The organism is Enterobacter cloacae complex sp. IR53041, from assembly GCF_049238285.1.
GTDB lineage: Bacteria > Pseudomonadota > Gammaproteobacteria > Enterobacterales > Enterobacteriaceae > Enterobacter > Enterobacter roggenkampii.
The window spans coordinates 59156-83270 of record NZ_JBMKHB010000015.1 but is presented as its reverse complement, the minus strand read 5'-3'; the positions used below and the strand labels follow the sequence as shown (position 1 = coordinate 83270).

21 protein-coding genes are annotated in these 24115 nt (G+C 56.7%); 12 read left to right on the top strand and 9 right to left on the bottom strand.

Annotated elements, in window-relative coordinates; all coding sequences use genetic code 11:
- Positions 1–11 precede the first annotated feature (11 nt).
- Positions 12–902, top strand: a complete 891-nt coding sequence (locus tag ACOTXF_RS12680) for a LysR family transcriptional regulator (RefSeq protein ID WP_023344657.1) — start codon at positions 12–14, stop codon at positions 900–902.
- Here ACOTXF_RS12680 and ACOTXF_RS12675 read toward each other — a convergent pair.
- Positions 899–1087: a YfgG family protein gene (locus ACOTXF_RS12675; protein ID WP_021241815.1), complete on the bottom strand. Its 189-nt coding sequence runs from the start codon at positions 1085–1087 to the stop codon at positions 899–901. The genes ACOTXF_RS12680 and ACOTXF_RS12675 overlap by 4 nt on opposite strands.
- 352 nt (positions 1088–1439) lie before the next feature.
- Here ACOTXF_RS12675 and ACOTXF_RS12670 point away from each other — a divergent pair, with 352 nt between their 5' ends.
- Positions 1440–3680, top strand: coding sequence for an EAL domain-containing protein (locus tag ACOTXF_RS12670; RefSeq protein ID WP_232926719.1), 2241 nt, complete (start codon positions 1440–1442; stop codon positions 3678–3680).
- A gap of 4 nt (positions 3681–3684) precedes the next feature.
- Here the strand turns inward: ACOTXF_RS12670 and ppx are convergent, their stop codons facing one another.
- The 4 genes from ppx to purM all read right to left on the bottom strand — a co-directional run bounded on the left by ppx (position 3685) and on the right by purM (position 9167).
- The gene (gene ppx / locus ACOTXF_RS12665; protein WP_232926717.1) at positions 3685–5223 is read right to left on the bottom strand and encodes an exopolyphosphatase; all 1539 of its coding nucleotides are present in this window, start codon (positions 5221–5223) and stop codon (positions 3685–3687) included.
- 3 nt (positions 5224–5226) lie between these two features.
- A complete protein-coding gene (gene ppk1, locus ACOTXF_RS12660; RefSeq protein ID WP_008501645.1) occupies positions 5227–7287 on the bottom strand; it encodes a polyphosphate kinase 1 in 2061 nt (686 codons plus the stop codon).
- Between the two features lie 204 nt (positions 7288–7491).
- The gene (gene purN / locus ACOTXF_RS12655; RefSeq protein ID WP_021241814.1) at positions 7492–8133 is read right to left on the bottom strand and encodes a phosphoribosylglycinamide formyltransferase; all 642 of its coding nucleotides are present in this window, start codon (positions 8131–8133) and stop codon (positions 7492–7494) included.
- Positions 8130–9167, bottom strand: a complete 1038-nt coding sequence (gene purM, locus ACOTXF_RS12650; protein ID WP_008501643.1) for a phosphoribosylformylglycinamidine cyclo-ligase — start codon at positions 9165–9167, stop codon at positions 8130–8132. Before purM ends, purN begins: the two co-directional genes overlap by 4 nt.
- 266 nt (positions 9168–9433) lie before the next feature.
- Between purM and ACOTXF_RS12645 the strand changes: the two genes are divergently transcribed.
- The 4 genes from ACOTXF_RS12645 to ACOTXF_RS12630 all read left to right on the top strand — a co-directional run bounded on the left by ACOTXF_RS12645 (position 9434) and on the right by ACOTXF_RS12630 (position 13879).
- On the top strand, positions 9434–10864 hold the full coding sequence (locus ACOTXF_RS12645) for a 6-phospho-beta-glucosidase (protein ID WP_045417834.1): 1431 nt from the start codon (positions 9434–9436) through the stop codon (positions 10862–10864).
- Between the two features lie 215 nt (positions 10865–11079).
- Positions 11080–11706 carry a uracil phosphoribosyltransferase gene (upp, locus tag ACOTXF_RS12640; RefSeq protein WP_008501641.1) on the top strand — a complete coding sequence of 209 codons (627 nt, stop codon included), beginning with the start codon at positions 11080–11082 and terminating at the stop codon, positions 11704–11706.
- Positions 11707–11792: 86 nt separating this feature from the next.
- A complete protein-coding gene (gene uraA / locus ACOTXF_RS12635; RefSeq protein WP_047745154.1) occupies positions 11793–13082 on the top strand; it encodes a uracil permease in 1290 nt (429 codons plus the stop codon).
- 95 nt (positions 13083–13177) lie between these two features.
- The gene (locus ACOTXF_RS12630; protein ID WP_213014348.1) at positions 13178–13879 is read left to right on the top strand and encodes a DnaA inactivator Hda; all 702 of its coding nucleotides are present in this window, start codon (positions 13178–13180) and stop codon (positions 13877–13879) included.
- A gap of 84 nt (positions 13880–13963) precedes the next feature.
- Here the strand turns inward: ACOTXF_RS12630 and arsC are convergent, their stop codons facing one another.
- Together arsC and bepA are read right to left on the bottom strand one after the other, a co-directional pair.
- Complete coding sequence (gene arsC / locus ACOTXF_RS12625) at positions 13964–14320, bottom strand: arsenate reductase (glutaredoxin) (RefSeq protein WP_047745153.1); 357 nt, start codon at positions 14318–14320, stop codon at positions 13964–13966.
- Between the two features lie 18 nt (positions 14321–14338).
- The gene (gene bepA / locus ACOTXF_RS12620) at positions 14339–15802 is read right to left on the bottom strand and encodes a beta-barrel assembly-enhancing protease (protein ID WP_008501637.1); all 1464 of its coding nucleotides are present in this window, start codon (positions 15800–15802) and stop codon (positions 14339–14341) included.
- Between the two features lie 221 nt (positions 15803–16023).
- Between bepA and ACOTXF_RS12615 the strand changes: the two genes are divergently transcribed.
- Positions 16024–17088, top strand: coding sequence for an AI-2E family transporter (locus tag ACOTXF_RS12615; protein WP_008501636.1), 1065 nt, complete (start codon positions 16024–16026; stop codon positions 17086–17088).
- 83 nt (positions 17089–17171) lie between these two features.
- On the opposite strand, the gene bcp is transcribed toward ACOTXF_RS12615, so the two are convergent.
- Complete coding sequence (bcp, locus tag ACOTXF_RS12610) at positions 17172–17642, bottom strand: thioredoxin-dependent thiol peroxidase (protein WP_008501635.1); 471 nt, start codon at positions 17640–17642, stop codon at positions 17172–17174.
- Positions 17642–18211, bottom strand: coding sequence for a glycine cleavage system transcriptional repressor (locus ACOTXF_RS12605; protein WP_023325845.1), 570 nt, complete (start codon positions 18209–18211; stop codon positions 17642–17644). Before ACOTXF_RS12605 ends, bcp begins: the two co-directional genes overlap by 1 nt.
- Positions 18212–18356: 145 nt before the next feature.
- Between ACOTXF_RS12605 and dapA the strand changes: the two genes are divergently transcribed.
- The 5 genes from dapA (at position 18357) to ACOTXF_RS12580 (ending at position 24045) form a co-directional block, all read left to right on the top strand.
- On the top strand, positions 18357–19235 hold the full coding sequence (dapA, locus tag ACOTXF_RS12600) for a 4-hydroxy-tetrahydrodipicolinate synthase (protein ID WP_008501633.1): 879 nt from the start codon (positions 18357–18359) through the stop codon (positions 19233–19235).
- Positions 19236–19251: 16 nt separating this feature from the next.
- Positions 19252–20286 (top strand): outer membrane protein assembly factor BamC, encoded by a 1035-nt coding sequence (bamC, locus tag ACOTXF_RS12595; RefSeq protein ID WP_008501632.1) that lies wholly within the window; start codon positions 19252–19254, stop codon positions 20284–20286.
- Positions 20287–20395: 109 nt separating this feature from the next.
- Positions 20396–21109, top strand: a complete 714-nt coding sequence (gene purC, locus ACOTXF_RS12590; protein WP_008501631.1) for a phosphoribosylaminoimidazolesuccinocarboxamide synthase — start codon at positions 20396–20398, stop codon at positions 21107–21109.
- Between the two features lie 120 nt (positions 21110–21229).
- Entirely contained in the window at positions 21230–22099 is an 870-nt protein-coding gene (locus ACOTXF_RS12585; RefSeq protein ID WP_008501630.1) for a neutral zinc metallopeptidase, read from the top strand.
- Positions 22099–24045, top strand: a complete 1947-nt coding sequence (locus ACOTXF_RS12580; protein WP_045417828.1) for a tRNA(Met) cytidine acetyltransferase TmcA — start codon at positions 22099–22101, stop codon at positions 24043–24045. Before ACOTXF_RS12585 ends, ACOTXF_RS12580 begins: the two co-directional genes overlap by 1 nt.
- Positions 24046–24115: the final 70 nt, after the last annotated feature.

The window sequence follows — 24115 nt, the reverse complement described above, 5'->3', positions numbered from 1 at the left end:
AGAAACTTTGAATGACGACGCTTAATCTGGGCTATCTCGCCACCTTCCGCCTGGTTCACCAGCGCGGCAGCTTTTCAGCGGCAGCGGACGTTCTGGGCCTCTCCCAGCCCGCCGTCAGCCTGCAAATACGCCAGCTGGAGCAGTTTCTGCAAACGCGGCTGGTGGAGCGTACCGGGCGAGGGATTAAGGCGACGGCTGCCGGAGAAACCTTGCTGGCGCACGGGGAGCGTATTCAGCAGGTGGTGGATGACGCCATCCGGGCCGTGAATGCGTTTAGCCACGACGTGAGCGGCACCATTACCCTTGGCACGGGGGCGACGGCCTGCATTCATCTTCTGCCGCCGCTGCTGGAGCAGCTACGCCGCGACTATCCGCTCCTGAGCGTGGGAGTCACGACGGGCAACACCCTCGACATCGTCAGGGCCATTGAAGAGAACCGTCTCGATATGGGGCTGGTGACGCTGCCGGTGAGCGGCAGAGCGCTGGACGTCATGCCGGTGATGGACGAAGAGTTTGTCTTTATCGCCTCAAGGGAGCAGCAGGACGCTTTCAGGGAGTTAACCCCGGAGGCGCTCCATGCCCAGCCGCTGATCGCCTTTGAGACAGGCAGCGGGACCCGGGCGCTGATCGATGGCTGGTTTGCCGCCCATGGGGTAGCGATGGCGCCGGTGATGCAGCTTGGCAGCATCGAGGCGATCAAACGCATGGTTCGCGCGGGGCTGGGCTACAGCATCGTGCCGCGAATGGCGGTAGAACAGGATGCCGATCGCGAGGGGCTGTGCGTGATGTCGCTGACGCCCATGCTGCAGCGGCAGCTGGCGGTGGTGATGCGGCAGGATAAAATCCTCAGCAAAGGGATCGCGGCCCTTATTCGGCTCGTACAACATCCTTTGGGGGGTTAGCGGTCAGCGGTGTCGACGGTCAGGCTGGATTGCTGTGACTGGGTTTTGTCCTGATGGTGGTACCAGGCGCCAATCGAAGAGTAAACGAAGCGGCCAAAGAAAAACAGGAAACTGATAAGCAGTATGATGCGGGTCATTCGGGTGTTAAATCGATGTCGTTTGCGCATACGCGTGACCTGACTCACTCTGTTTTTCCTGGATAAGCCCTCCCGGGCGATAAGGATATTAAGGCACAGCGGGAAGATGGGGTCAATTCTGTGATGTGTAAATAACCGTCAACGTTTGCATTAACTATTGTTATTGAAATTAATAATTGCATTTACCATATTGATAATATGAAGAAAATTATTTCACAAAATTCTTCTGCAAGGCTTATTTGCGTGAAATAGTTTGATTTAAGTCAACGGATTCCCGGCTCTGATATTTAAAATCCCTCCTCCACACTGTTCACTCTGCACGTCGCGGGGTGGCGCCAGGTCAGGTTGGATGCCTGTCTTTATTTTCCCTCTGGAGAAAAAGGGGTTTAACCGGGCATCTATGAAGATTTTCGCTTTTCTGAAAAACAATAAATACCGTTGGTGGGCATTGCCGCTACTATTACCGGTGGTTTTGCTTCCCGTGCTGAGCGTGGCAAATACGTTCACGCAGCTGGGGGACGGTATCGCGGCGCTTTATTATTTACCGCTCTCCTTTTTGCTCTCGCTGATGATGTTCTTTGGCCTGGAAGCCCTTCCCGGGATCGTGTTGTCGCTGTTTATCCGCTATTACCCGTCGGTCGGGATGTTCGAAACGGTTGCCGGGGTGCTCCATTTTATTGTCCCTTTAGTCCTCAGCTGGGGCGGCTACCGGGTGTTTGCGCCCAGACGCAATATGACGGCGTACGGCGACATCCGGCTGATGGCGCAGCGCATCTTCTGGCAGGTTATCTGCCCCGCGACGCTGTTTCTGGTGCTGTTTCAGTTTGCGGTGTATCTGGGCGTGTATGAGAGTCGCCAGAGCCTCGCGGGGTTGAACCCTCTTAACATTCGTACGCTCATTAACTACCAGGCGCTGCTGGTCAGCGGGCTGACGGGCGTGCCGTTGAGCTATCTGCTGATCCGCCTGATTCGTCATCCGCGCTATATCAAAAGTCTTCTCTCGCAGATCCGTTTCCAGATAGATAAAAAGGTGACGGCCGCGGAGTTTTTGCTGTGGGCGATTGCGCTTGGCGGGCTGCTGTCGCTGCTGCTGCTCCCGATAAATGAAAACAGCTCCATCTTCACCACTAACTATACCCTGTCGCTGCTGATGCCGGTGATGCTCTGGGGCGCGATGCGTTTTGGCTATAAGCTGATTTCGCTGATCTGGACCCCGATACTGCTGGTGTCCATTCACTATTTTTACCGCTATATCCCAGTGAACGCGGGGTACGATATTCAGCTGGCGATCACCTCTTCCAGTTACCTGGTCTTTTCGTTTGTGGTGATTTATATGTCGATGCTGGCGACCCGGCAGCGCGCGGTGAACAAACACGCCCGCAGGCTGGCACTGCTCGATCCGGTTGTCCATATGCCTAACCTGCGGGCGCTGTCGCGCGATCTGGCGAAGAATCCGTGGTCGGCGTTCTGCCTGCTGCGCATTCCGGAGCTGGAAATTTTGGGCCGAAATTACGGCGTGCAGCTGCGTATTCAGTACAAACAGCAGCTGGCGCAGTGGGTTAACGCTACGCTCCAGCCCAATGAGCAGGTGTATCACCTCACCGGATATGACATGGCGGTGCGGCTCAACGCGGAATCGCACCAGCAGCGGATTGACGCCCTGGACGAGCATATCAAGCAGTTCCGCTTTGTCTGGGACGGCATGCCGCTGCAGCCGCAGGTTGGCGTAAGCTACTGCTATGTCCGGTCCCCTGTTAACCATCTTTATCTGGTGCTGGGGGAGCTGGCGGTGGTGGCCGATCTGTCACTCTCCTCTAATCACCCGGAAAATCTTCAGCAGCGCGGTGCCGTCCATTTGCAGCGCAGCCTGAAGGATAAAGTCGCGATGATGAGCCGCCTGCAGAAGGCGCTCGACAACGACGAATTCATCCTGCTGGTTCAACCCGTTCGTGGCCTGCGTGGCGATTGCTATCACGAAGTCCTGCTGCGGATGCCGGACACCAATGGGATACTGATCTCCCCCGATCAGTTCCTGCCCGTCGCGCAGGAGTTTGGTTTGTCCTCCCGGGTGGATCTGTGGGTGCTTGAGCATACGCTGCGCTTCCTGGCCGCGCATCGGGAAAGACTGCCCGGCCAGCGCTTTGCTATTAATCTGGCGCCTTCAACAGTGTGCCGGGTGCAGTTCCCGCTTGAGGTGAGCCGCGTGCTGGCGAAATACGCTATTGAGCCGTGGCAGCTGATCTTTGAAGTGACGGAGTGCAGCAACTTCTGCAACGCGGAGCAGGCGCTGCATGTCCTCAGTCAGCTGCAGAAAATGGGGGTACGCATTGCGATTGATGATTTTGGTACCGGCTATGCAAGCTACGCGCGGCTAAAAAGCGTGGACGCAGATATTCTTAAAATCGACGGCGACTTCATCCGCAATATCGTCAACAACAGCCTGGATTATCAGATTGTGGCGTCTATCTGCCATCTGGCGCGCATGAAGAAGATGCTGGTGGTGGCGGAATATGTCGAGACCGAAGAGATACGTAGCGCGGTTCACGCGCTAGGTATCGATTATGTGCAGGGCTATCTGATTGGCAGACCGGCACCGCTTGAGTCACTGCTGGAAACAGAGGCGTCCTGCGCGGACGCCTGAACCGTTACGCGGCGACGTCGGCGCTCTCTTCCTCGATTTTGAGCAGCCAGCCGGTGACCGCTTCCCAGTACTGCTGCTCCTTTTCCAGGTCCAGCAGGACCAGCGCGTTCTGGCTGAACCAGTCGTGCGGGAAGCTCAGCGTCCAGTGATGGTCGTCGGTTTTCAGCTTCAGCGTGGGCGGCGTGGTGGTCGCCTGACGCTGGTTATTGAGCAGCACGCCCAGACGCAGGAGCTGAATCAGCGGCAGGAACTGCTTTTTCTTAAACAGCGTGAAGCGCGGCAGGTCGTCGAGCTTGATGGCTTTGCGGTGATACCGCACCAGGGTCGCCATCATGGTCTGCTGCTCCTGGTTGAAGCCAGGCAGATCGCTGTTTTGCAAAATATAGGCCGAATGGCGGTGCATCCCGCTATGGTTGATGTTCAGACCCACCTCGTGCAGCATCGCGGCCCATTTCAGCAGCGCGGCAAGCTGCGGGTGCGCCAGCTTCGGATTCTGCTCTTCCCACTGTTCATACATCTGCACCGTGGTGTCCAGCACACGCTTCGCCTGCTCGCGGTCGATGTTGTACTGGTTGGCCAGGCTTTGCGCGGTGCGGCTGCGAATATCCTGATGGCGGAAGCGGCCTTCCATTTCGTACAGCACGCCTTCGCGCAGCGCGCCGTCGGACAGGCGCAGCTCTTTAATGGCCAGCGCATCAAACACGCCGCAGAGAATGGCCAGCCCCGGCACGAAGACCGCCTTACGCTCGTCGGAAAGCCCCGGCAGGCTTAAGGCGTCAAAACTTTTATGCTTCAGCACTTCGTCGGTCAGCAGCGTCAGGCGTTCGGGCGTGATGAACCCATCTTTTTCACCCATTGCCAGCAGCACTTCATGCGCCGCCTTGATGGTGCCCGACGCGCCCAGCGCCACGTTCCAGCCCTGAATACGGTACTGCCAGGCCAGGTTTTCCAGCTTCTGGACAGCCGCCATACGTGCACGCTGGAAGTTCTCGCGGGTGATTGTGCCGCCCGGGAAATACATCTGCGCGAAGCTGACGCAGCCCATACGGCGGCTTTCCACCAGGCGAGGCTCAAAGTCTTCGCCGATCACAAGCTCCGTAGAACCGCCGCCGATGTCGATCACCAGCTTGCGCCCTTTTTCCGGCTGGGTGTGCTCGACGCCCATGAAGATCAGACGCGCTTCCTCGTTACCGGAGATGATCTCAATCGGGTAGGGGATCACCTTTTCGGCCCGCTTGAGAAACTCTGGCGCATTCAGCGCCTGGCGCAGGGTGTGGGTGCCCACGATGCATACGCTGGAGGGCGTGAAGCCCTGCAGGCGTTCAGCAAACAGCGACAGGCAGTTTAACCCGCGCTCCATCGCCTCTTCGCTGAGCATGCTGCGTTCATCAAGGCCATCCGCCAGGTGTACGCGCTGCTTCAGACGACCGATGATCTGCAGCGCGCCATCCACCTCACGGGCGATGACCATGTGGAAACTGTTAGAGCCAAGATCGACCGCGGCGAATTCCTGCGGGCGTGGGGTCTTATCATTTATCGGCATAGGTTAATCGGGTTGCTCGAGTGATTTGATATAGTCGTAAATCGCCAGTTGCGACCGCACTTTACGGCGGTTGCCGCGCGGTACATAGCGGTTACTGAGTTCTTTGTCGATATAGCGCGCCTTCACCGTATCGCTGAACAGGATCTCGATAATGTCGAGAATACGCTGTTTCAGACGCGGATCCAGCAGCGGGGTTGCGACTTCAATTCGGTAGTCAATATTGCGCGTCATCCAGTCTGCCGAAGAGAGATAGACCTGTTTGTCGCCTGCATTATCGAAAATATAGACCCGATCGTGTTCCAGGTAACGGTCAACAATGCTGATCACCCGAATATTATCGCTGATGCCTTCCAGTTCCGGGATCAGCGAGCACATGCCGCGGATCAGCAGGTTAACCGGTACGCCAGAGCTGGACGCGGCGTACAGCCTGTCCACCAGTCCTTTGTCGACCAGATTGTTAAGCTTCAGGGTGATGCCGGACGACAGCCCTTTCTGAGCATTGGCAATCTCTTTATCAATCATATCGTACAGCAGACGGCGCGAGTTCTGCGGCGAGACCAGCAGATAGTCGAAGCTGACAGGGCGGTACGGGTTCTCAATGAAGTTAAAGACCCGGCGTACCTCGTTGGTGATGCGCGCATCGGCGGTCAGCAGCGAGTAGTCGGTATAAATTCGCGCCGTTTTCTCGTTAAAGTTCCCGGTACCGATGTGGGCATAGCGCACCACGTCGTCGCCCTCTTTACGCGAGATGAGGAACAGCTTGGCGTGAATTTTCAGACCCGGCGCGGAGAAGATCACGTGCACGCCCGCTTCCGTCAGACGGCGCGCCCAGTGAATGTTCGCCTCTTCGTCGAAGCGGGCCTGCAGCTCAACCACCACGGTCACTTTTTTGCCGTTGTGCGCGGCGTGGATCATCGCATCGATGATGCGGGAATCTTTTGCCACGCGGTAGATGTTGATTTTGATCGCCAGCACGCTCGGGTCGAACGAGGCCTGTCGCAGCAGCTCCAGCACGTGTTCAAACGTGTGATACGGATAGTAGAGCAGAACATCGCGCTCGCGAATGGCGTCGAACCCGTTGCGGAATTTATCAAACCACAGATGGCGCAGGCGCGGCAGCGGCTTGTTCACCAGATTGGCCTTGCCGACGTTCGGGAAGCCAATAAAGTCTTTAAAGTTGTGGTAACGGCCGCCCGGCACGATGGAGTCATAGCGCGAAATGGTCAGCTTCTCGCGCAGCATTTCTACCATGGCGTCCGGCATATCGCGCTGATAAACAAAGCGCACCGGCTCGGCCGTCAGGCGTTGTTTCAGGCTGGAGGACATCAGCTCCATCAGGCTGGCCTCCATCTCGTGCACCAGGTCATATTCGGCGTCACGGGTCATCTTCATCGAGTAGGCGTTTAACGCATCGTAATCGAAGAAGCCTTTGAAAATGTCGTCGAGACAGTAGCGCAGGATGTTATCCAGCAGGATCATCGGCTTACGTCTGCGCGGGGTTTCCGGCGGCAGGTTCACGAAGCGCGGGACCTTGTCGGACGGGATCTCCAGCAGCGCGTAGCGAATGGATTCACCGCGAATAATTTCTACGGCCAGATAGGTGTAGTCATCTTTCAGGAACTGCACCAGATCGGTTTCGCGGTTGATGAGAATCGGGGTAATGTGCTGGCGCAGGTACTGTTTAAAATAGTGGCGCAGCCAGTTTTGTTGGTTAACGGAAAGCTGACGTTCGTTAATCAGGAAGATTTGATTGCGCGCCATCTCCAGCAGCAGTTCGTTATACAGGCCGTCAAATTCCTGATCGGCTTTCAACACGCGGGACTGGATTTTGCCCAGCAGATGCCGCGAGTGAGAGTTTAAGCCCTGTTCTTCACTGATGATGATCCGTCTTTTCAGCTCGGCAAAGCGAACCTTGTAGAACTCATCCAGGTTGTTGGAATAGATGCCCAAAAAACGCATGCGTTCGATCAGCGGGTTACTTTTGTCAGCCGCTTCCTGGAGTACACGTTCGTTAAATGCTAACCAGCTTAGCTCTTTCTCGATATATAACTTTTCCTGACCCATTACAGCTCACACTCCAGTTCAATCACAGGACGTGGTAAATCCGTCTCGTCCTTATTATGGCGAGCATTTCCACGATATGTCCAACAGTGCCAGAAAAGTATGACAGTTATTTTTTTTGTTGGGGAATTTAGAAGGTTGGAGAAGGGAATATCGGGTAATGCAAGGTAGATGTCGGGTAAGCGCGGCGCCACCCGACATAACAAACTACTCTTCCGCCGCATGGCCCTGCGGGGGTAACTTCACGCCATCCAGCCAGGCAGCGCCGTCGCGCATTTCGAGGCGCCCGTCGACAAACCAGCTTACCACCAGCGGGTATATGGCGTGTTCCTGGGTCTGCACGCGTTCGGTCACGTCTTCTTCGCTGTCGCCGTCAAAGACCGGGACTTTGGCCTGCAGGATCACCGGACCGCCGTCCAGCTCGTCGGTAACGAAATGCACGGAGGTGCCGTGCTCCTCATCGCCGTTTTCCAGAACCTGACGATGGGTGTGCAGGCCGGGATATTTCGGCAGAAGAGAAGGGTGAATATTCAGCAGACGTCCGGCGTAGTGCGCAACAAAAGCCGGGCTCAGAATGCGCATATAGCCCGCCAGCACCACGACGTCCGGTGCGTAGGCATCAATCTCCTGAACCAGCTCGCGGTCAAAGGCTTCACGCCCGGCGAACTGGCTGGCTTCCAGCGCGTGCGCGGGAATGTTCGCTTCCCGCGCGCGCTCAAGGCCGAACGCGTCGGCCTTGTTGCTGAATACTGCCCGAATGGTGCCGTTGATTTTCTTCTGTTTGCAGGCGTCAATGATGGCCTGCAAATTGCTTCCGTTGCCGGAAATGAGCACCACGATGTTTTTCATTCAATGACCACACGCTGTTCGGAATCGGAGGCTTTAATCGTACCGATTTTCCACGCGTTTTCACCTTTTTCGGTCAGCAGTTTAACCGCTTTATCCGCTTCGCTTGCCGGCAGGGCGATAACCATGCCCACGCCGCAGTTAAAGGTGCGGTACATTTCGTGAGAGCTCACGTTGCCTGCGGTCTGCAGCCAGTTAAACACGGCCGGCCACTGCCATGAGGATTCGTCGATTACGGCCTGGGTGTTGTCCGGCAGCACGCGCGGGATGTTCTCCCAGAAGCCGCCGCCGGTCAGGTGGGCGATAGCGTGCACGTCAACGTTCTCAATCAGTTCCAGCACGTTTTTCACGTAGATGCGGGTTGGCGCCAGCAGGTGGTCTGCCAGCGGTTTACCGTCAAGCTCGGTGGTCAGCGGGTCGCAGCCGCTCACTTCGAGAATTTTACGCACCAGAGAGTAGCCGTTGGAGTGTGGGCCGCTGGAAGCCAGCGCGATCAGCACGTCACCATCCGCCACTTTGCTGCCGTCGATAATTTCTGATTTTTCTACTACGCCGACGCAGAAGCCCGCGACGTCATAATCTTCGCCGTGATACATACCCGGCATTTCAGCGGTTTCGCCGCCGACCAGCGCACAGCCGGACTGCAGACAGCCTTCGGCGATACCGTTAATGACGCTGGCCGCGGTATCCACGTCCAGTTTGCCGGTCGCGTAGTAATCGAGGAAGAACAGCGGCTCTGCGCCCTGAACCACCAGGTCATTCACACACATCGCGACCAGATCGATACCGATCGTGTCGTGACGTTTTAAATCCATCGCCAGGCGCAGCTTGGTGCCTACACCGTCAGTACCCGAGACCAGAACAGGTTCACGATATTTTTGCGGCAGCGCGCACAGTGCGCCGAATCCACCCAGACCACCCATCACTTCCGGGCGGCGGGTTTTTTTCACCACACCTTTGATTCGGTCAACCAGCGCATTACCTGCGTCAATATCAACACCGGCATCTTTGTAGCTGAGAGAAGTTTTGTTGGTCACGGCTCAAGTCCCCACGCGATTGCATAGCTAGTAAGAAAAATCGGCGCAATTCTAACAGTCCAGGCAAACGTTTGCGAGCCTATTCTCGGTGCGGGGATCTTTTTTTCTCTCTGGCTTATGCAGGGCGACAAACTTGACTCTGTTCACGAAAATGAAACCGGTTTCGGCGTTCTGCTTGCAACGGCTATCCCCTTTGCACATCATCGAACTGAAACCGGTTTCTGTAATTGTTTTTGCAGAAAATAACGCAGAATGAGGGAAAGCAAATGTCAGGATTTAAAGCAGGTTTTCTGTGGGGTGGTGCCGTTGCGGCGCATCAGCTTGAGGGCGGCTGGAAAGAGGGCGGCAAGGGCGTTAGCGTTGCCGATGTGATGACGGCGGGGGCGCACGGCGTACCGCGCGAAATCACCAACGGCGTGCTTGAGGGGAAAAATTACCCTAACCATGACGCCATCGATTTCTACCACCGCTATAAAGAAGACATCAAACTCTTTGCCGAGATGGGGTTCAAATGCTTCCGTACCTCCATCGCCTGGACGCGTATCTTCCCGAAAGGTGACGAGCTTGAGCCGAACGAGGCCGGTCTGAAATTCTATGACGATCTGTTCGACGAGTGCCTGAAGTACGGCATCGAACCGGTTATTACGCTTTCCCACTTCGAGATGCCTTTCCACCTGGTCACGGAATACGGCGGCTGGCGCAACCGTAAGCTGATCGACTTCTTCGTTCGTTTTGCGAAAGTGGTTTTCCAGCGCTATCAGCATAAAGTGAAGTACTGGATGACCTTTAACGAGATCAACAACCAGGCCAACTTCCATGAAGATTTTGCGCCGTTTACCAACTCCGGGCTGAAGTACGCGCCGGGTGAAGATCGTGAGCCGGTGATGTTCCAGGCCGCGCACTATGAACTGGTGGCCAGCGCCCTGGCGGTGAAGGCGGGGCGCGAGATTAACCCGTCCCTGCAGATCGGCTGCATGATTGCCATGTGCCCCATCTACCCGCTGACCTGCGCGCCGGACGACATGATGATGGCGATGAACGCCATGCACCGCCGCTACTGGTTTACCGACGTGCACGTGCGCGGTAAGTATCCGCAGCATCTGCTCAACTACTTTGAACGTCGCGGCTTCGCGCTGGATATCACCGAAGAAGATAAAGTCGGGCTGACGCAGGGCTGCGTGGATTACATCGGGTTTAGCTATTATATGTCCTTCGCCACCAAGGCGACGGCGGACAACCCGCAGCTGGACTATGACGAGAGCAAGAGCCTGGTCTCTAACCCGTACGTGCAGAAATCTGACTGGGGCTGGCAGATTGACCCGGTGGGGCTGCGCTACTCCCTCAACTGGTTCTGGGATCACTACCAGCTGCCGCTGTTTATCGTTGAAAACGGCTTTGGCGCGATTGACGTGCAGGAGAGCGACGGCACCGTGAACGACCAGTACCGTATTGATTACCTCGCCGCCCACATCCGCGAGATGAAAAAAGCGGTGGTGGAAGATGGTGTAGACCTGATGGGCTATACCCCGTGGGGCTGTATTGACCTCGTATCTGCCGGTACCGGTGAAATGAAAAAACGCTACGGCTTTATCTTTGTCGATAAAGACAATGAAGGCAACGGCACGCTGAACCGCAGCAAGAAGAAATCGTTCGACTGGTATAAGCAGGTGATTGCGAGCAACGGCGATAAGCTGTAACTGTCGGGTGGCGCTAACGCTTACCCGACCTACACTACACGTAGGCCCGCGTAAGCGCAGCGCCACCGGGCAGAACCTCGCACTTAAGCCGGAGACCTGTCTCCGGTTTTTTGTCTTTGCTTGATCCCTGTCAAGCAACATGGGTATGGCCTAATCCGAAAAAAGCGGTATAATCCCGCGATTTTTTTGCGGATGCCATTCAGAGGAGAAAGAGAATGAAGATTGTGGAAGTGAAACACCCACTCGTTAAACACAAGTTGGGCCTGATGCGTGAGCATGACATCAGCACGAAGCGTTTTCGCGAACTGGCCTCTGAAGTCGGCAGCCTGCTGACCTACGAAGCGACCTCCGATCTGGAAACGGAAAAAGTCACCATCGAAGGCTGGAACGGCCCGGTGCAGGTTGAGCAGATCAAAGGTAAGAAAATTACCGTTGTGCCTATCCTGCGTGCCGGTCTCGGCATGATGGAAGGCGTGCTGGAGCACGTGCCAAGCGCGCGCATCAGCGTGGTGGGGATCTACCGTAACGAAGAAACCCTCGAGCCGGTTCCTTACTTCCAGAAGCTGGTGTCCAACATCGACGAGCGTATGGCGCTGGTGGTTGACCCGATGCTGGCAACCGGCGGTTCAATGATTGCCACTATCGACCTGCTGAAAAAAGCGGGCTGCAGCAGCATTAAAGTGCTGGTGCTGGTTGCGGCACCGGAAGGGATCGCGGCACTGGAAAAAGCGCACCCGGACGTTGAGCTGTATACCGCCTCTATCGACCAGGGCCTGAACGAGCACGGGTACATCATCCCGGGGCTCGGCGATGCCGGCGATAAGATCTTTGGTACGAAATAATCGAATAACGATAAATAAGCCGACTTTGATAGTCGGCTTTTTTTTGAATAAAACACCAACAACGATACTACTCAGAGGAAAACACTATGACGCGCCGTGCTATCGGGGTGAGTGAAAGACCGCCGCTTTTACAGACTATCCCGCTTAGTTTGCAGCACCTGTTCGCCATGTTTGGCGCAACCGTGCTGGTGCCAATCCTGTTCCACATTAACCCGGCTACCGTGCTGCTGTTCAACGGCATCGGTACGCTGCTGTACCTCTTCATCTGTAAAGGCAAAATCCCGGCGTATCTCGGGTCAAGCTTTGCCTTTATCTCTCCGGTGTTATTGTTGCTGCCGCTGGGTTATGAGGTCGCGCTGGGCGGCTTTATCATGTGTGGCGTGCTGTTCTGCCTGGTCTCCCTCATCGTGAAGAAAGCCGGGACCGGCTGGCTGGACGTGATGTTCCCCCCTGCGGCGATGGGCGCCATCGTGGCCGTGATCGGTCTCGAACTGGCGGGCGTGGCGGCGAATATGGCCGGCCTGCTGCCTGCGGACGGCCAGTCACCGGATTCCAAAACCATTATCATCTCGCTGGTGACCCTGGGCGTAACGGTCTTTGGTTCCGTACTGTTCCGCGGCTTTATGGCGATTATCCCGATCCTGATCGGCGTGCTGGCGGGCTATGCGCTCTCCTTTATGATGGGCGTGGTGGATACCACCCCGATCGCGCAGGCGCACTGGTTCGCGCTGCCAACCTTCTATACGCCGCGCTTCGAATGGTTTGCGATTTTCACCATTCTGCCTGCGGCGCTGGTGGTGATTGCGGAGCACGTCGGCCACCTGGTGGTGACGGCGAACATTGTCAAACGTGACCTGATCCGCGACCCGGGCCTGCACCGTTCCATGTTTGCGAACGGTTTCTCCACCATCATCTCCGGTTTCTTTGGATCTACGCCAAACACCACCTACGGTGAAAATATCGGCGTGATGGCGATTACCCGCGTCTACAGTACCTGGGTTATCGGCGGCGCGGCGATCATCGCCATTCTGCTCTCCTGCGTCGGCAAGCTGGCGGCAGCGATTCAGATCATCCCGGTGCCGGTGATGGGCGGCGTGTCTCTGCTGCTGTACGGGGTCATCGGTGCCTCCGGTATTCGCGTGCTGATTGAATCTAAAGTGGATTACAGCAAAGCGCAGAACCTGATCCTGACGTCGGTGATCCTGATTATCGGCGTGAGCGGCGCGAAGGTGCACATCGGGGCGGCCGAGCTGAAAGGCATGGCGCTGGCGACCATCGTCGGCGTTGGCTTGAGCCTCATTTTCAAGCTGATCTCCGTGATCCGCCCGGAAGAGGTGGTGCTGGACGCTGACGAAAGCGAAAAAGCGTCACAGTGATCCTTTAACCGGGCGGACGATCCGCCCGGTTCTCTCCTTGCAGGTTCCGTGTTAAACTCCATGCCGATTTTATGTCAGATCTGGTTGAGGTACTTCTGAACGGACCGGCACAGCTCTCTCTGCCACTCTATCTCCCTGACGACGAAACGTTTGCAAGTTTCTGGCCGGGTGATAACCCCTCTTTACTGGCTGCACTGCAAAACGTGCTGCGTCAGGAACACAGCGGATACATCTATATCTGGTCACGCGAAGGTGCGGGGCGCAGCCATCTGCTGCATGCCGCCTGTGCGGAGCTTTCTGCGCGCGGTGATGCGGTAGGCTACGTGCCGCTGGATAAACGAACCTGGTTTGTCCCTGACGTGCTGGAGGGGATGGAACATCTCTCCCTGGTCTGCATCGATAACATCGAATGCGTGGCGGGGGATGAGCCGTGGGAAATGGCGATCTTTAACCTCTACAACCGCATTCTGGAATCGGGCAAAACCCGGCTGCTGATCACCGGCGATCGCCCACCTCGACAGCTGAATCTGGGCCTGCCGGATCTGGCGTCTCGCCTGGACTGGGGACAAATCTACAAGCTCCAGCCGCTGTCGGATGAAGATAAGCTTCAGGCACTACAGCTGCGTGCAAAGCAGCGTGGGTTTGAGCTGCCGGAAGACGTGGGCCGTTTCCTGCTGAAGCGGCTGGACCGCGAAATGCGCACGCTGTTCGACACGTTGGATCAGCTCGATCGCGCCTCGATTACCGCCCAGCGCAAGCTGACCATTCCGTTTGTGAAAGATATTCTGAAGCTATAGTTGTGCCGGGTGCCGGCTGCGCCTTATCCGGCCTACATATGGCACCCGTAGGCCCGGTAAGCGCAGCGCCACCGGGCGAAACCATCAGAGGATCTCGAGCACGTCTTCCGGCGGGCGTCCAATGCGCGCCTGGCCGTTCGCCACCACAATCGGGCGCTCAATCAGCTTTGGATTTTCAACCATCGCCTGTATCAGCCGATCCTCGGAGAGACGGTCGTCATTCAGGTTAAGCGACGTATACAGATCTTCTTTCTTGCGCATCAGATCCCGTGCACTGCCCATGCCCAGCATATGCAGCAGCTGGTGGAGGGTTTGCGCGTCCGGTGGGGTGTCGAGGTACAGCACCACCTCCGGCTCCACGCCGTTAGACTTCAACAGGCTCAGGGTATCGCGGCTCTTGGAGCAGCGCGGGTTGTGATAAATTTTTACGGCGTCTGTCATGACGTGAATTCTCCTTGATTACATCTTCTCGTACGGCTTGAAGCGCTGCTGCAGGCCGCGAAGCTGATCGATACGCGCGTCGTATCGGGCCTGCTGGAGGCTGCCGAGTTTGACCTGCGAGCTGGCGCTGCTGAGCGCGGAAATGGCCTGATCGAGGCGGCCCACCAGGGCAAAGCCTTCGGCACGCGCCGCGAGCTCCTGGTCGCGGTTGCCAAGCTGGGCTTCCGCCTGAGCGAGCAGATCCCAGCCGTTTTGATCGTCTTTATTGTTAAAGGTGTAACGGTTCAGGATGGTCGCCGCTTCACCCGGCTGGCCGCCCTGCAGGTAAGCGTTCGCCAGGTTAAGCTGCAGCACCGGGTTGGTGCGGACGTCTTTCGCCCCTTTCAGGCGGTTAATCGCATCGGCAGGCTTCTTCTGCCCCAGATCGATATCCGTCGACAGATCGAGATACCACGGGTTGTTCGGGTCGGCCGCCAGAAGCGGTTGCAGCGCTTTACGCGCCTCGTCGTATTTGCTGGCTTCCATCGCCTGGAGCGCCTGACCATACTGCGCGGCGTTTTTCTCACGCACGTTGCCTTTCGCCAGGGCATCCAGCAGGTCGCTGGTGAGCTGGTTACGTCCGGAATTGTACATCCCCAGCGTTCTCACTTTCGCCATGTAGAAATCCTGCGAAGACTGGACCACGACCGGGCGCATCTGGTTGGCACGGTTACGCGCGTCCGACAGACGGCTTTCAGGCAGCGGGTGCGTGAGCAAAATTTCCGGTGGGCGGGAAGAATAACGCGCCTGATCGAGCAGTTTTTCGAGGAAGCTCGGCATGGCCTGCGGGTCAAAGCCTGAGCGCTGTAACACCTGAATGCCGATGCGATCCGCTTCCTGCTCATTTTGTTGGGTAAAGCTGATCATCCCCTGGCGCGTCCCGGCCAGCGTACCGGTCAGCGCCGCCATCCCGGCCTGCGGGCTGGCCATCGCCAGCAGAATGGAACCCAGTGCGCCCACCCAGGTGAGGGGAGCGTTACGTTTCTGGTCTTCCATCGCACGCGCCAGGTGCCGCTGGGTGACGTGCGAAATTTCGTGCGCCATGACCGAGGCCAGCTGGCTTTCGTTGTCCGAATAACGGAATAACGCCGAATGCAGCACCACGTTACCGCCAAAGAAGGCGAAGGCGTTGATTTCGTCATTATTGATTAAATAGAAATGGAAGGGGGTTTTTACCGAGTCGGCGTGCGCTACCAGACGCATGCCCAGCCCGTTTATGTACTGTACCAGCAAAGGGTCGTTAATCAGCGGGGCGCTGCCGCGCAGCTGGCGAACATAATAGTCGCCCATTTGCATCTCTTGCCCAATAGAGAGCGTGCTTCCTGCCGTGGTGCCCATGTCCGGCAATGTATCGGACGAGTCAGCAAAAGCGGGCAACACCTGACCGACCGTCAACGCGGCAATCAGTGTTGCAACCAGTGTTTTTCTCAACTGCCTGAACATAACCACTGTCCTGTATGTTAGATGTGCTAGTTTGACCGATGAACCGGCATATCGTTCATCTCTGCTGCCCTGCGAGTGTAGCCGTGTTGTAGCATGAAGAAAATCCCATTCATCAGGCTTTTGCGGATTGCGATCGGGATACAAAAAGCGAAAGTCTTTTTTGTGACAGTTAGATACAATTCACCGTCTCACTCCCGCCATTCGATTCAGGGAAGGGTTGTATGCTCGAAATGTTAATGCAGTGGTACCGGCGTCGGTTCAGCGATCCGGAAGCCATTGCTTTGTTGGTTATTCTGGTCGCCGGGTTCGGTATCCTGTTCTTCTTCAGCGGCCTGCTCGCCCCTCTGCTGGTAGCGATTGTGCTGGCGTACCTGCTGGAGTGGCCAACGGCGCGCCTGGAGAATATTGGGTGTTCCCGCCGCTGGGCGACCAGCATCGTGCTGGTGCTGTTTGTCGGCATCCTGCTGCTGATGGCCTTTGTGGTGATGCCGGTTGCCTGGCAACAGGGAATTAACCTGATCCGCGATATGCCCGGCATGCTGAATAAGCTTTCTGATTTCGCCGCCACGCTGCCGCGCCGTTATCCTGCGCTGATGGATGCCGGGATTATCGACGCGATGGCCGAAAACATGCGCGCCCGCATCATGACGATGGGCGATTCGGTGGTGAAGTACTCTCTGGCGTCCCTGGTCGGACTGCTGACGCTGGCGGTCTACCTCGTGCTGGTGCCGCTGATGGTCTTCTTCCTGGTGAAAGATAAAGACCAGATGCTCAACGCCGTACGCCGTATTCTGCCGCGCAACCGCGGGCTGGCGGGGCAGGTCTGGGAAGAGATGAACCAGCAGATCACCAACTACATTCGCGGCAAGGTGCTGGAGATGATTGTGGTGGGGGTCGCCACCTGGATTGGCTTCCTGATTTTCGGCCTGAACTACTCGCTGCTGCTGGCCGTGCTGGTCGGATTTTCGGTTTTGATCCCCTACATCGGCGCGTTTGTGGTGACCATTCCGGTGGTTGGCGTGGCGTTGTTCCAGTTTGGGCTGGGTACCGAGTTCTGGAGCTGCTTCGCGGTATATCTGATTATTCAGGGGCTGGACGGTAACCTGCTTGTACCGGTGCTGTTCTCCGAAGCGGTGAACCTGCATCCGCTGGTGATTATCTTATCGGTGGTGATTTTCGGCGGGCTGTGGGGATTCTGGGGCGTGTTCTTCGCCATTCCGCTGGCAACGCTGATTAAAGCGGTCGTCCACGCGTGGCCGGATGTGCCGGCGGTAGAAGAGCAGTAAGTTTTGCCGGGTGGCGCTGCGCTTACCCGGCCTATTTATCCTTGTAGGTCGGGTAAGGCGAAGCCGCCACCCGACACTCACTTTCAGGCACTTTCTTTCAGCCAGTTCAACACCACGTCGTGGTGGTTGCTGGTTTTGAAGTCGTCAAACACGTGTTCAACTTTACCGTCGGCGTCAATCAGGAAGCTGATGCGGTGAATGCCGTCGTAGGTTTTACCCATAAACGTCTTCTCGCCCCAGACGCCGAACTGCTCGCATACCTGATGATCTTCGTCAGAAAGCAGCGTGAAGTTCAGCAGCTCTTTTTCAGCAAATCGTGACAGCTTTTCTGGTTTATCGGTGCTGATACCCAGCACTTCCACGCCGACTTTTTTCAACTCATCCATGTTATCGCGTAAGCCGCAGGCCTGTACGGTGCAGCCGGGGGTCATGGCTTTCGGGTAGAAATAGACCAGAACACGCTGTCCCTGGAAGTCGGTCAAATTTACTTGCTCGCCGTCTTGATCCGGTAAGCTAAATTTCGGTGCGATGTCACCGGCTTTCAGTGGATTCATTACTCAACTCCATCCTGTTCGTGCTGCGAATAATTGACGACGCTTATACTGCCCTGCGCGTTTAATTCTGTACAGAGGGCTTTGAACGCTTGCTCGATATTTGACGCATCCTGTGACGCAGGACTGTGCGCGGTAATTTGAATAAAGAGCGTGGGAACCGTGCTTGCGTCGCCCGGCTGTGTGCGGGAAACGAGCTCGGCGATGTTCATCTGATGGCTGTCAAACAGCGCGGTGAAGCGCTCAATCAGATGCGGAGAATCAGGCACTTCAACCTGCACCCAGACGGTAGAAGGCATAGCCGGACGCGGTCTCGCGGTGGTGCGCTTCATGACGATCAGCAAATCCAGCTCGGCACCTTTCAGCGGCAGGGTCGATTCAATCAACGTGATGGCGTTCCATGTCCCTGAAAGCAACATAATGAATGTGAACTCTTCGCCGAGCATGGCCAAACGGCTGTCTTCAATATTACAGCCGCAACTGCTTACGTGGCGGGTGATGGTGTTCACGATACCCGGCCTGTCGGCACCCAGCGCAGTGATAACCAGGTAATGTTGTGATGAGGTTGTCAAACCTGTTCTTCCTTTGCATGGTTAAGTCTTCCTAAGGAAAGCATAAAAAAAACATGCATACAACCGCCTGAGGGCCTCAGGTCGCTTGCTTTTATTACAGTTCCAAACGTACCATTGAGACTCTTGTTCGCACAGAGGATGGCTCATGTTCACGGGAAGTATTGTCGCGCTTGTAACACCGATGGATGAAAAAGGTAACGTCTGCCGGTCTAGCATGAAGAAGCTGATTGATTACCATGTCGCCAATGGAACCTCGGCGATCGTTTCGGTAGGGACTACCGGTGAATCTGCAACGCTGAGCCACGACGAGCACGGCGATGTGGTTATGCTGACCCTGGAACTGGCTGACGGACGTATTCCGGTCATCGCGGGCACAGGCGCGAATGCCACCGCAGAAGCGATCAGCCTGACTAAACGTTTTAACGACAGCGGCATTGTCGGCTGTCTGACGGTGACCCCTTACTACAACCGTCCTACTCAGGAAGGTTTGTTCCAGCACTTCAAAGCCATCGCTGAACATACTGACTTGCCACAAATTCTGTATAATGTGCCGTCCCGTACCGGTTGCGATATGCTGCCGGAAACCGTTGGTCGTCTCTCGGAAGTCAAAAATATTATCGGTATTAAAGAGGCGACAGGGAACTTAAGCCGCGTTCATCAGATCAAAGAGCTGGTTTCAGACGACTTTATCCTGTTGAGCGGTGATGATGCGACCGCGCTGGACTTTATGCAGCTCGGTGGCCATGGCGTGATCTCCGTAACGGCAAACGTTGCGGCGCGCGATATGGCTGAAATGTGCAAACTGGCCGCGGCCGGTCACTTTGATGAAGCGCGTGTCATAAATCAGCGTCTGATGCCGCTGCACAATAAATTATTTGTCGAACCCAATCCGATCCCAGTGAAATGGGCATGTAAGGAGTTGGGGCTTGTAGCAACCGACACGCTGCGTCTGCCAATGACACCGATTACCGACCACGGTCGTGATATCGTCAGGGCAGCGCTGAAACATGCCGGTTTGCTGTAAAGTTTAGGGAGATTTGATGGCTTATTCAGTACAGAAGTCGCGCCTGGCGAAGGTTGCGAGTGTTTCGCTTGTTATGCTGCTCGCTGCCTGTAGTTCAGACTCGCGCTACAAGCGCCAGGTGAGCGGTGATGAATCCTATCTGGATGCGACCCCGCTTGCTGAACTTCACGCACCGGCTGGTATGATCCTGCCGATTCAGAACGGCGATTATAATATTCCCGTGACCAACGGCAGCGGCCTGGTCGGTAAAGCGCTTGATATTCGTCCACCAGCACAGCCTCTGGCGCTGGTGAGCGGGGCGCGTACCCAGTTCACCGGTGATACGGCATCTCTGATGGTTGAGAGCGCGCGCGGTAGCACCCTGTGGCCGCAGGTTGTCAGCGTCATTCAGGCGAAGAACTACACCATCGATAAACGCGATGATGCCAGCCAGACGTTAACCACCGACTGGATCGAATGGAACCGTCTGGATGAAGACCAGCAGTACCGCGGTCGTTATCAAGTCTCCGTTAAACCACAGGGTTATCAGCAGGCGGTTAACGTTAAGCTGTTGAACCTGGAGCAGGCGGGTAAACCGGTTGCGGATGCCGCATCCCTGCAGCGTTACAGCACCGAAATGCTGAACGTGATTGCCGCAGGCCTGGATAAAAACGCGACCGATGCTGCCAACGCCGCGCAGAGCCGCAACGGTGTGACCTTCGATGTCCAGAGCGGCGCGGATGACACCGGCCTGCCAATGCTGGTGGTGCGTGCACCGTTTAACCAGACCTGGCAGCGTCTGCCAGCGACGCTGGAAAAAGTGGGCATGAAAGTGACCGACAGCACCCGCTCAACCGGCAGCATGACGGCAACCTATAAGCCGCTCTCCGACAGCGCGTGGCAGGAACTGGGCGCGAAAGATCCTCAGCTTGCCTCCGGTGACTACAAGATTCAGGTCGGTGACCTTGATAACCGCAGTAGCCTGCAGTTTATCGATCCAAAAGGTCACACGCTGACCCAGTCGCAGAACGATGCGCTGGTCGCTGTTTTCCAGGCAGCATTCAGCAAATAAATACGAGGGCTGGTGAATCCAGCCCTTTTTATTTTCGTGCTACGCAAACGTGTGCGTGGCATAATATCCCCAGTTTTGAACACAAATCATCACACCAGGAGTAATGAAGATGCAGAAGCAAGCTGAGTTGTATCGTGGCAAAGCGAAGACCGTATACAGCACGGAAAACCCGGATCTGTTGGTGCTCGAGTTCCGCAATGATACGTCAGCAGGGGATGGCGCGCGCATTGAGCAGTTCGATCGTAAAGGCATGGTGAACAACAAGTTCAACCACTTCATTATGACCAAACTGGCCGAAGCGGGTATCCCGACTCAGATGGAAGCGTTGCTGTCCGATACGGAATGTCTGGTGAAAAAACTGGATATGGTTCCGGTTGAGTGCGTTATTCGTAACCGCGCGGCGGGCTCCCTGGTGAAGCGTCTGGGCATTGAAGAAGGTATCGAACTGAATCCACCGCTGTTCGATCTGTTCCTGAAAAACGACGCCATGCACGACCCGATGGTCAATGATTCCTACTGCGAAACCTTCGGCTGGGTGAACAAAGAGAACCTGGCGCGCATGAAAGAGCTGACCTACAAAGCCAACGACGTGCTGAAAAAATTGTTTGATGACGCGGGCCTGATCCTCGTTGACTTTAAGCTGGAGTTTGGTCTGTTCAAAGGCGAAGTGGTGCTGGGCGATGAGTTCTCACCGGACGGTAGCCGCCTGTGGGACAAAGAAACCCTGGATAAAATGGACAAAGACCGTTTCCGTCAGAGCCTGGGTGGTCTGATTGAAGCGTATGAAGCGGTTGCTCACCGTTTAGGCGTTAAGCTCGACTAACTCCCTCACTTGCCAAAGGATGTTCGCATCCTTTGGCGTCTTACCTTTGTTTCATATGGTAATCTTGCCGTTAACCGCCTACGATCATAGCTATTATAAATGGAATAGTTCGAGGTGGTTATGCGCTGGCAAGGGCGTCGTGAAAGTGACAATGTAGAAGACAGACGCAGTGATGGCGGCGGCGGTCCTTCCATGGGTGGACCCGGCTTCCGCTTACCCAGCGGCAAGGGCGGTATCATTCTGCTGATTGTGGTGCTGGTCGCGGGCTATTACGGCGTCGATCTCACCGGGTTAATGACCGGTCAGCCGCTGCAACAGCAGCAGCATTCTCAGCGCTCCATCAGCCCGAATGAAGATGAAGCGGCCAAATTTACCTCCGTGATCCTCGCCACAACGGAAGACACATGGGGTCAGCTGTTTGAGAAGATGGGGCGTACCTACCAGCAGCCGAAGCTGGTGATGTACCGGGGCGCAACCCGCACCGGATGCGGCACCGGACAGTCCGTGATGGGGCCGTTCTACTGCCCGGCGGACGGCACCGTCTATATCGATCTCTCCTTTTACGATGACATGAAACGCAAGCTTGGCGCTGACGGCGATTTTGCCCAGGGCTACGTGATCGCGCATGAAGTCGGCCATCACGTGCAAAAGCTGCTGGGAATTGAGCCAAAAGTGCGCCAGCTCCAGCAAAATGCGTCGCAGGCTGACGTGAATCGCCTGTCCGTTAAAATGGAGCTGCAGGCGGACTGCTTCGCGGGCGTCTGGGGCCACAGCATGCAGCAGCAGGGCGTACTGGAATCCGGCGATCTTGAGGAGGCGCTGAATGCCGCTCAGGCGATCGGTGACGACCGTCTTCAGCAGCAGAGCCAGGGGCGCGTCGTGCCGGACAGCTTCACTCACGGTACCTCGCAGCAGCGCTACAGCTGGTTTAAACGCGGTTTCGACAGCGGCGACCCGGCGCAGTGTAATACCTTCGGCAAAGCGATGTAATGCTGGCGTTTGAGCAGCTGATACGCGAGCTTAAGCGCACCGGCCATCGTCGGCTGGTGGTGCTCAGCGGTGAGCCGCAGTGGACGTTATGTCAGGCGGCTGACCTGCGTAATACCCTGCCGGGAGACTGGCTGTGGCTGGATGACAATCCCTCTAAAACCCTCAGCGGACTGCTGGGACGCGAATACCTTCACGCCGTTTTTGATGCGCGCGCCGGGTTTGACGTCTCAGCCTTCGCCGCGCTCAGCGGGACGCTGCGCGCCGGAAGCCTCCTGGTGCTGCTGGTTCCTCCGCTTGCTGACTGGGCCGACAGGCCAGACAGCGATTCTTTGCGCTGGAGCGACAGCGCGGAGCCGATCGCCACTCCACACTTTGTGTACCACTTCTGCCGGACGCTTGCCGCCGATTCGGATGCGATTGTCTGGCAGCAGCATCGTCCTTTGTCCGTTCCCGTTACGCCGGATTTACCCGACTGGCAGCCTGCCAGCGGCGCACCGCAGCGCGAGCAGGCGGAGATCCTCGACGCGCTTCTGACCATGCCTGCGGGCATCGCTGCCGTAACGGCACCGCGCGGGCGCGGAAAGTCAGCGCTGGCGGGGATGCTGCTCAATAGCATTCAGGGGAGTGCGGTGGTCACGGCACCGGCTAAAGGGGCAACGGATGTCATTGCGCGCTTTGCGGGCGAGCATTTCCACTTTATGGCCCCGGATGCGCTGCTGGCCTCCACGCTGCAGGCCGACTGGCTGATTGTCGATGAAGCGGCTGCCATCCCGGGTCCGCTGCTGGAGAAGCTGGTGACGCGCTTTTCGCGCGTATTATTAACCACCACGGTGCAGGGCTATGAAGGGACGGGCAGGGGGTTCCTGCTGAAGTTCTGCGCCCGTTTCAGCGAACTGCGGCATTATGCCTTATCGACCCCCATTCGCTGGGCCGCCGGATGTCCGCTTGAGCGGTTCGTGGCGAATGCTCTGTTATTTGATGATGCGCTTATCGACCGCAAACCGGAAGGCGACGTGCGTATAACGCCCCTGGCGCCGCGGATGTGGGAGAGCGACCCGGCACGCGTGGCAAGCGTGTATGAACTGCTGTGTGCTGCACACTACCGCACGTCACCGCTCGATTTACGCCGGATGATGGACGCGCCCGGCCAGCACTTTGCTGTTGCCGGGACGGGGGCTGATATTGCAGGCGCGCTCTGGCTGGTGGAAGAGGGCGGGTTGTCACCGGAGCTTAGCCGCGCCGTGTGGGCGGGATACCGGCGTCCACGCGGGAATCTCGTGGCGCAGTCGCTGGCGGCGCACGGCGGCTCTCCGCTCGCGGCGACGCTGAAAGGGCGACGGGTTAGCCGCATTGCGGTTCACCCCCTGCGCCAGCGGGAAGGCATCGGGCAACGGCTTATCCTTAGCGCCAGCGGGGAAGATTATCTGTCGGTGAGTTTTGGTTATACCGACGAGCTGTGGCGTTTCTGGCAGCGGTGCGGGTTTGTGCTGGTGCGGATGGGGAGCCATCGGGAAGCCAGCAGCGGCTGCTACACGGCGATGGCGCTGCTGCCGCTGAGCGAGGCCGGGCGTCGGCTGTGCGCGCAGGAACATCACCGTTTATGCCGGGATATGCGCGTCCTGTCGGCCTGGAACGGTGAAAAGATCCCGGTGGACGACGGCTGGGAATCTACCCTTAATAGTGATGACTGGCGGGAGCTGGCGGGGTTTGCTTTTGCCCATCGCGCGTTTTCAACCTCGGTTGCCGCGCTGACGCGGTTGTTGCTCAATGTTGATATGCCGCTTCCGGCCCTGCGGGGGAAACTAGCAGGGAAAACGGATGAGCTCGGGCGAAAAGCGTTGCTGGCAAAGCTGCGCTCTGAAACCGCGCAAGCGCTTGAAAGCCTTGATTATCCCCGCTGCCAGCAGTTGAAGGAAGCCATTTTGCAATGGCAATTTTTTCAATGACTTCTTCAGTAAAGTGGCATGGTCATTCCCGCCGGGAGGCGTAGAATCCAGGTCATCTATTAAGGAGACC

Bases quoted from the DNA above. Each gene is read 5' to 3' on its own strand.
- ACOTXF_RS12680 (WP_023344657.1), top strand. From the start codon at position 12: ATGACGACGCTTAATCTGGGCTATCTCGCCACCTTCCGCCTGGTTCAC.
- ACOTXF_RS12670 (WP_232926719.1), top strand. From the start codon at position 1,440: ATGAAGATTTTCGCTTTTCTGAAAAACAATAAATACCGTTGGTGGGCA.
- ppx (WP_232926717.1), bottom strand. From the start codon at position 5,223: ATGCCGATAAATGATAAGACCCCACGCCCGCAGGAATTCGCCGCGGTC.
- ppk1 (WP_008501645.1), bottom strand. From the start codon at position 7,287: ATGGGTCAGGAAAAGTTATATATCGAGAAAGAGCTAAGCTGGTTAGCA.
- purN (WP_021241814.1), bottom strand. From the start codon at position 8,133: ATGAAAAACATCGTGGTGCTCATTTCCGGCAACGGAAGCAATTTGCAG.
- ACOTXF_RS12645 (WP_045417834.1), top strand. From the start codon at position 9,434: ATGTCAGGATTTAAAGCAGGTTTTCTGTGGGGTGGTGCCGTTGCGGCG.
- upp (WP_008501641.1), top strand. From the start codon at position 11,080: ATGAAGATTGTGGAAGTGAAACACCCACTCGTTAAACACAAGTTGGGC.
- uraA (WP_047745154.1), top strand. From the start codon at position 11,793: ATGACGCGCCGTGCTATCGGGGTGAGTGAAAGACCGCCGCTTTTACAG.
- arsC (WP_047745153.1), bottom strand. From the start codon at position 14,320: ATGACAGACGCCGTAAAAATTTATCACAACCCGCGCTGCTCCAAGAGC.
- bepA (WP_008501637.1), bottom strand. From the start codon at position 15,802: ATGTTCAGGCAGTTGAGAAAAACACTGGTTGCAACACTGATTGCCGCG.
- ACOTXF_RS12615 (WP_008501636.1), top strand. From the start codon at position 16,024: ATGCTCGAAATGTTAATGCAGTGGTACCGGCGTCGGTTCAGCGATCCG.
- bcp (WP_008501635.1), bottom strand. From the start codon at position 17,642: ATGAATCCACTGAAAGCCGGTGACATCGCACCGAAATTTAGCTTACCG.
- dapA (WP_008501633.1), top strand. From the start codon at position 18,357: ATGTTCACGGGAAGTATTGTCGCGCTTGTAACACCGATGGATGAAAAA.
- bamC (WP_008501632.1), top strand. From the start codon at position 19,252: ATGGCTTATTCAGTACAGAAGTCGCGCCTGGCGAAGGTTGCGAGTGTT.
- purC (WP_008501631.1), top strand. From the start codon at position 20,396: ATGCAGAAGCAAGCTGAGTTGTATCGTGGCAAAGCGAAGACCGTATAC.
- ACOTXF_RS12585 (WP_008501630.1), top strand. From the start codon at position 21,230: ATGCGCTGGCAAGGGCGTCGTGAAAGTGACAATGTAGAAGACAGACGC.
- ACOTXF_RS12580 (WP_045417828.1), top strand. From the start codon at position 22,099: ATGCTGGCGTTTGAGCAGCTGATACGCGAGCTTAAGCGCACCGGCCAT.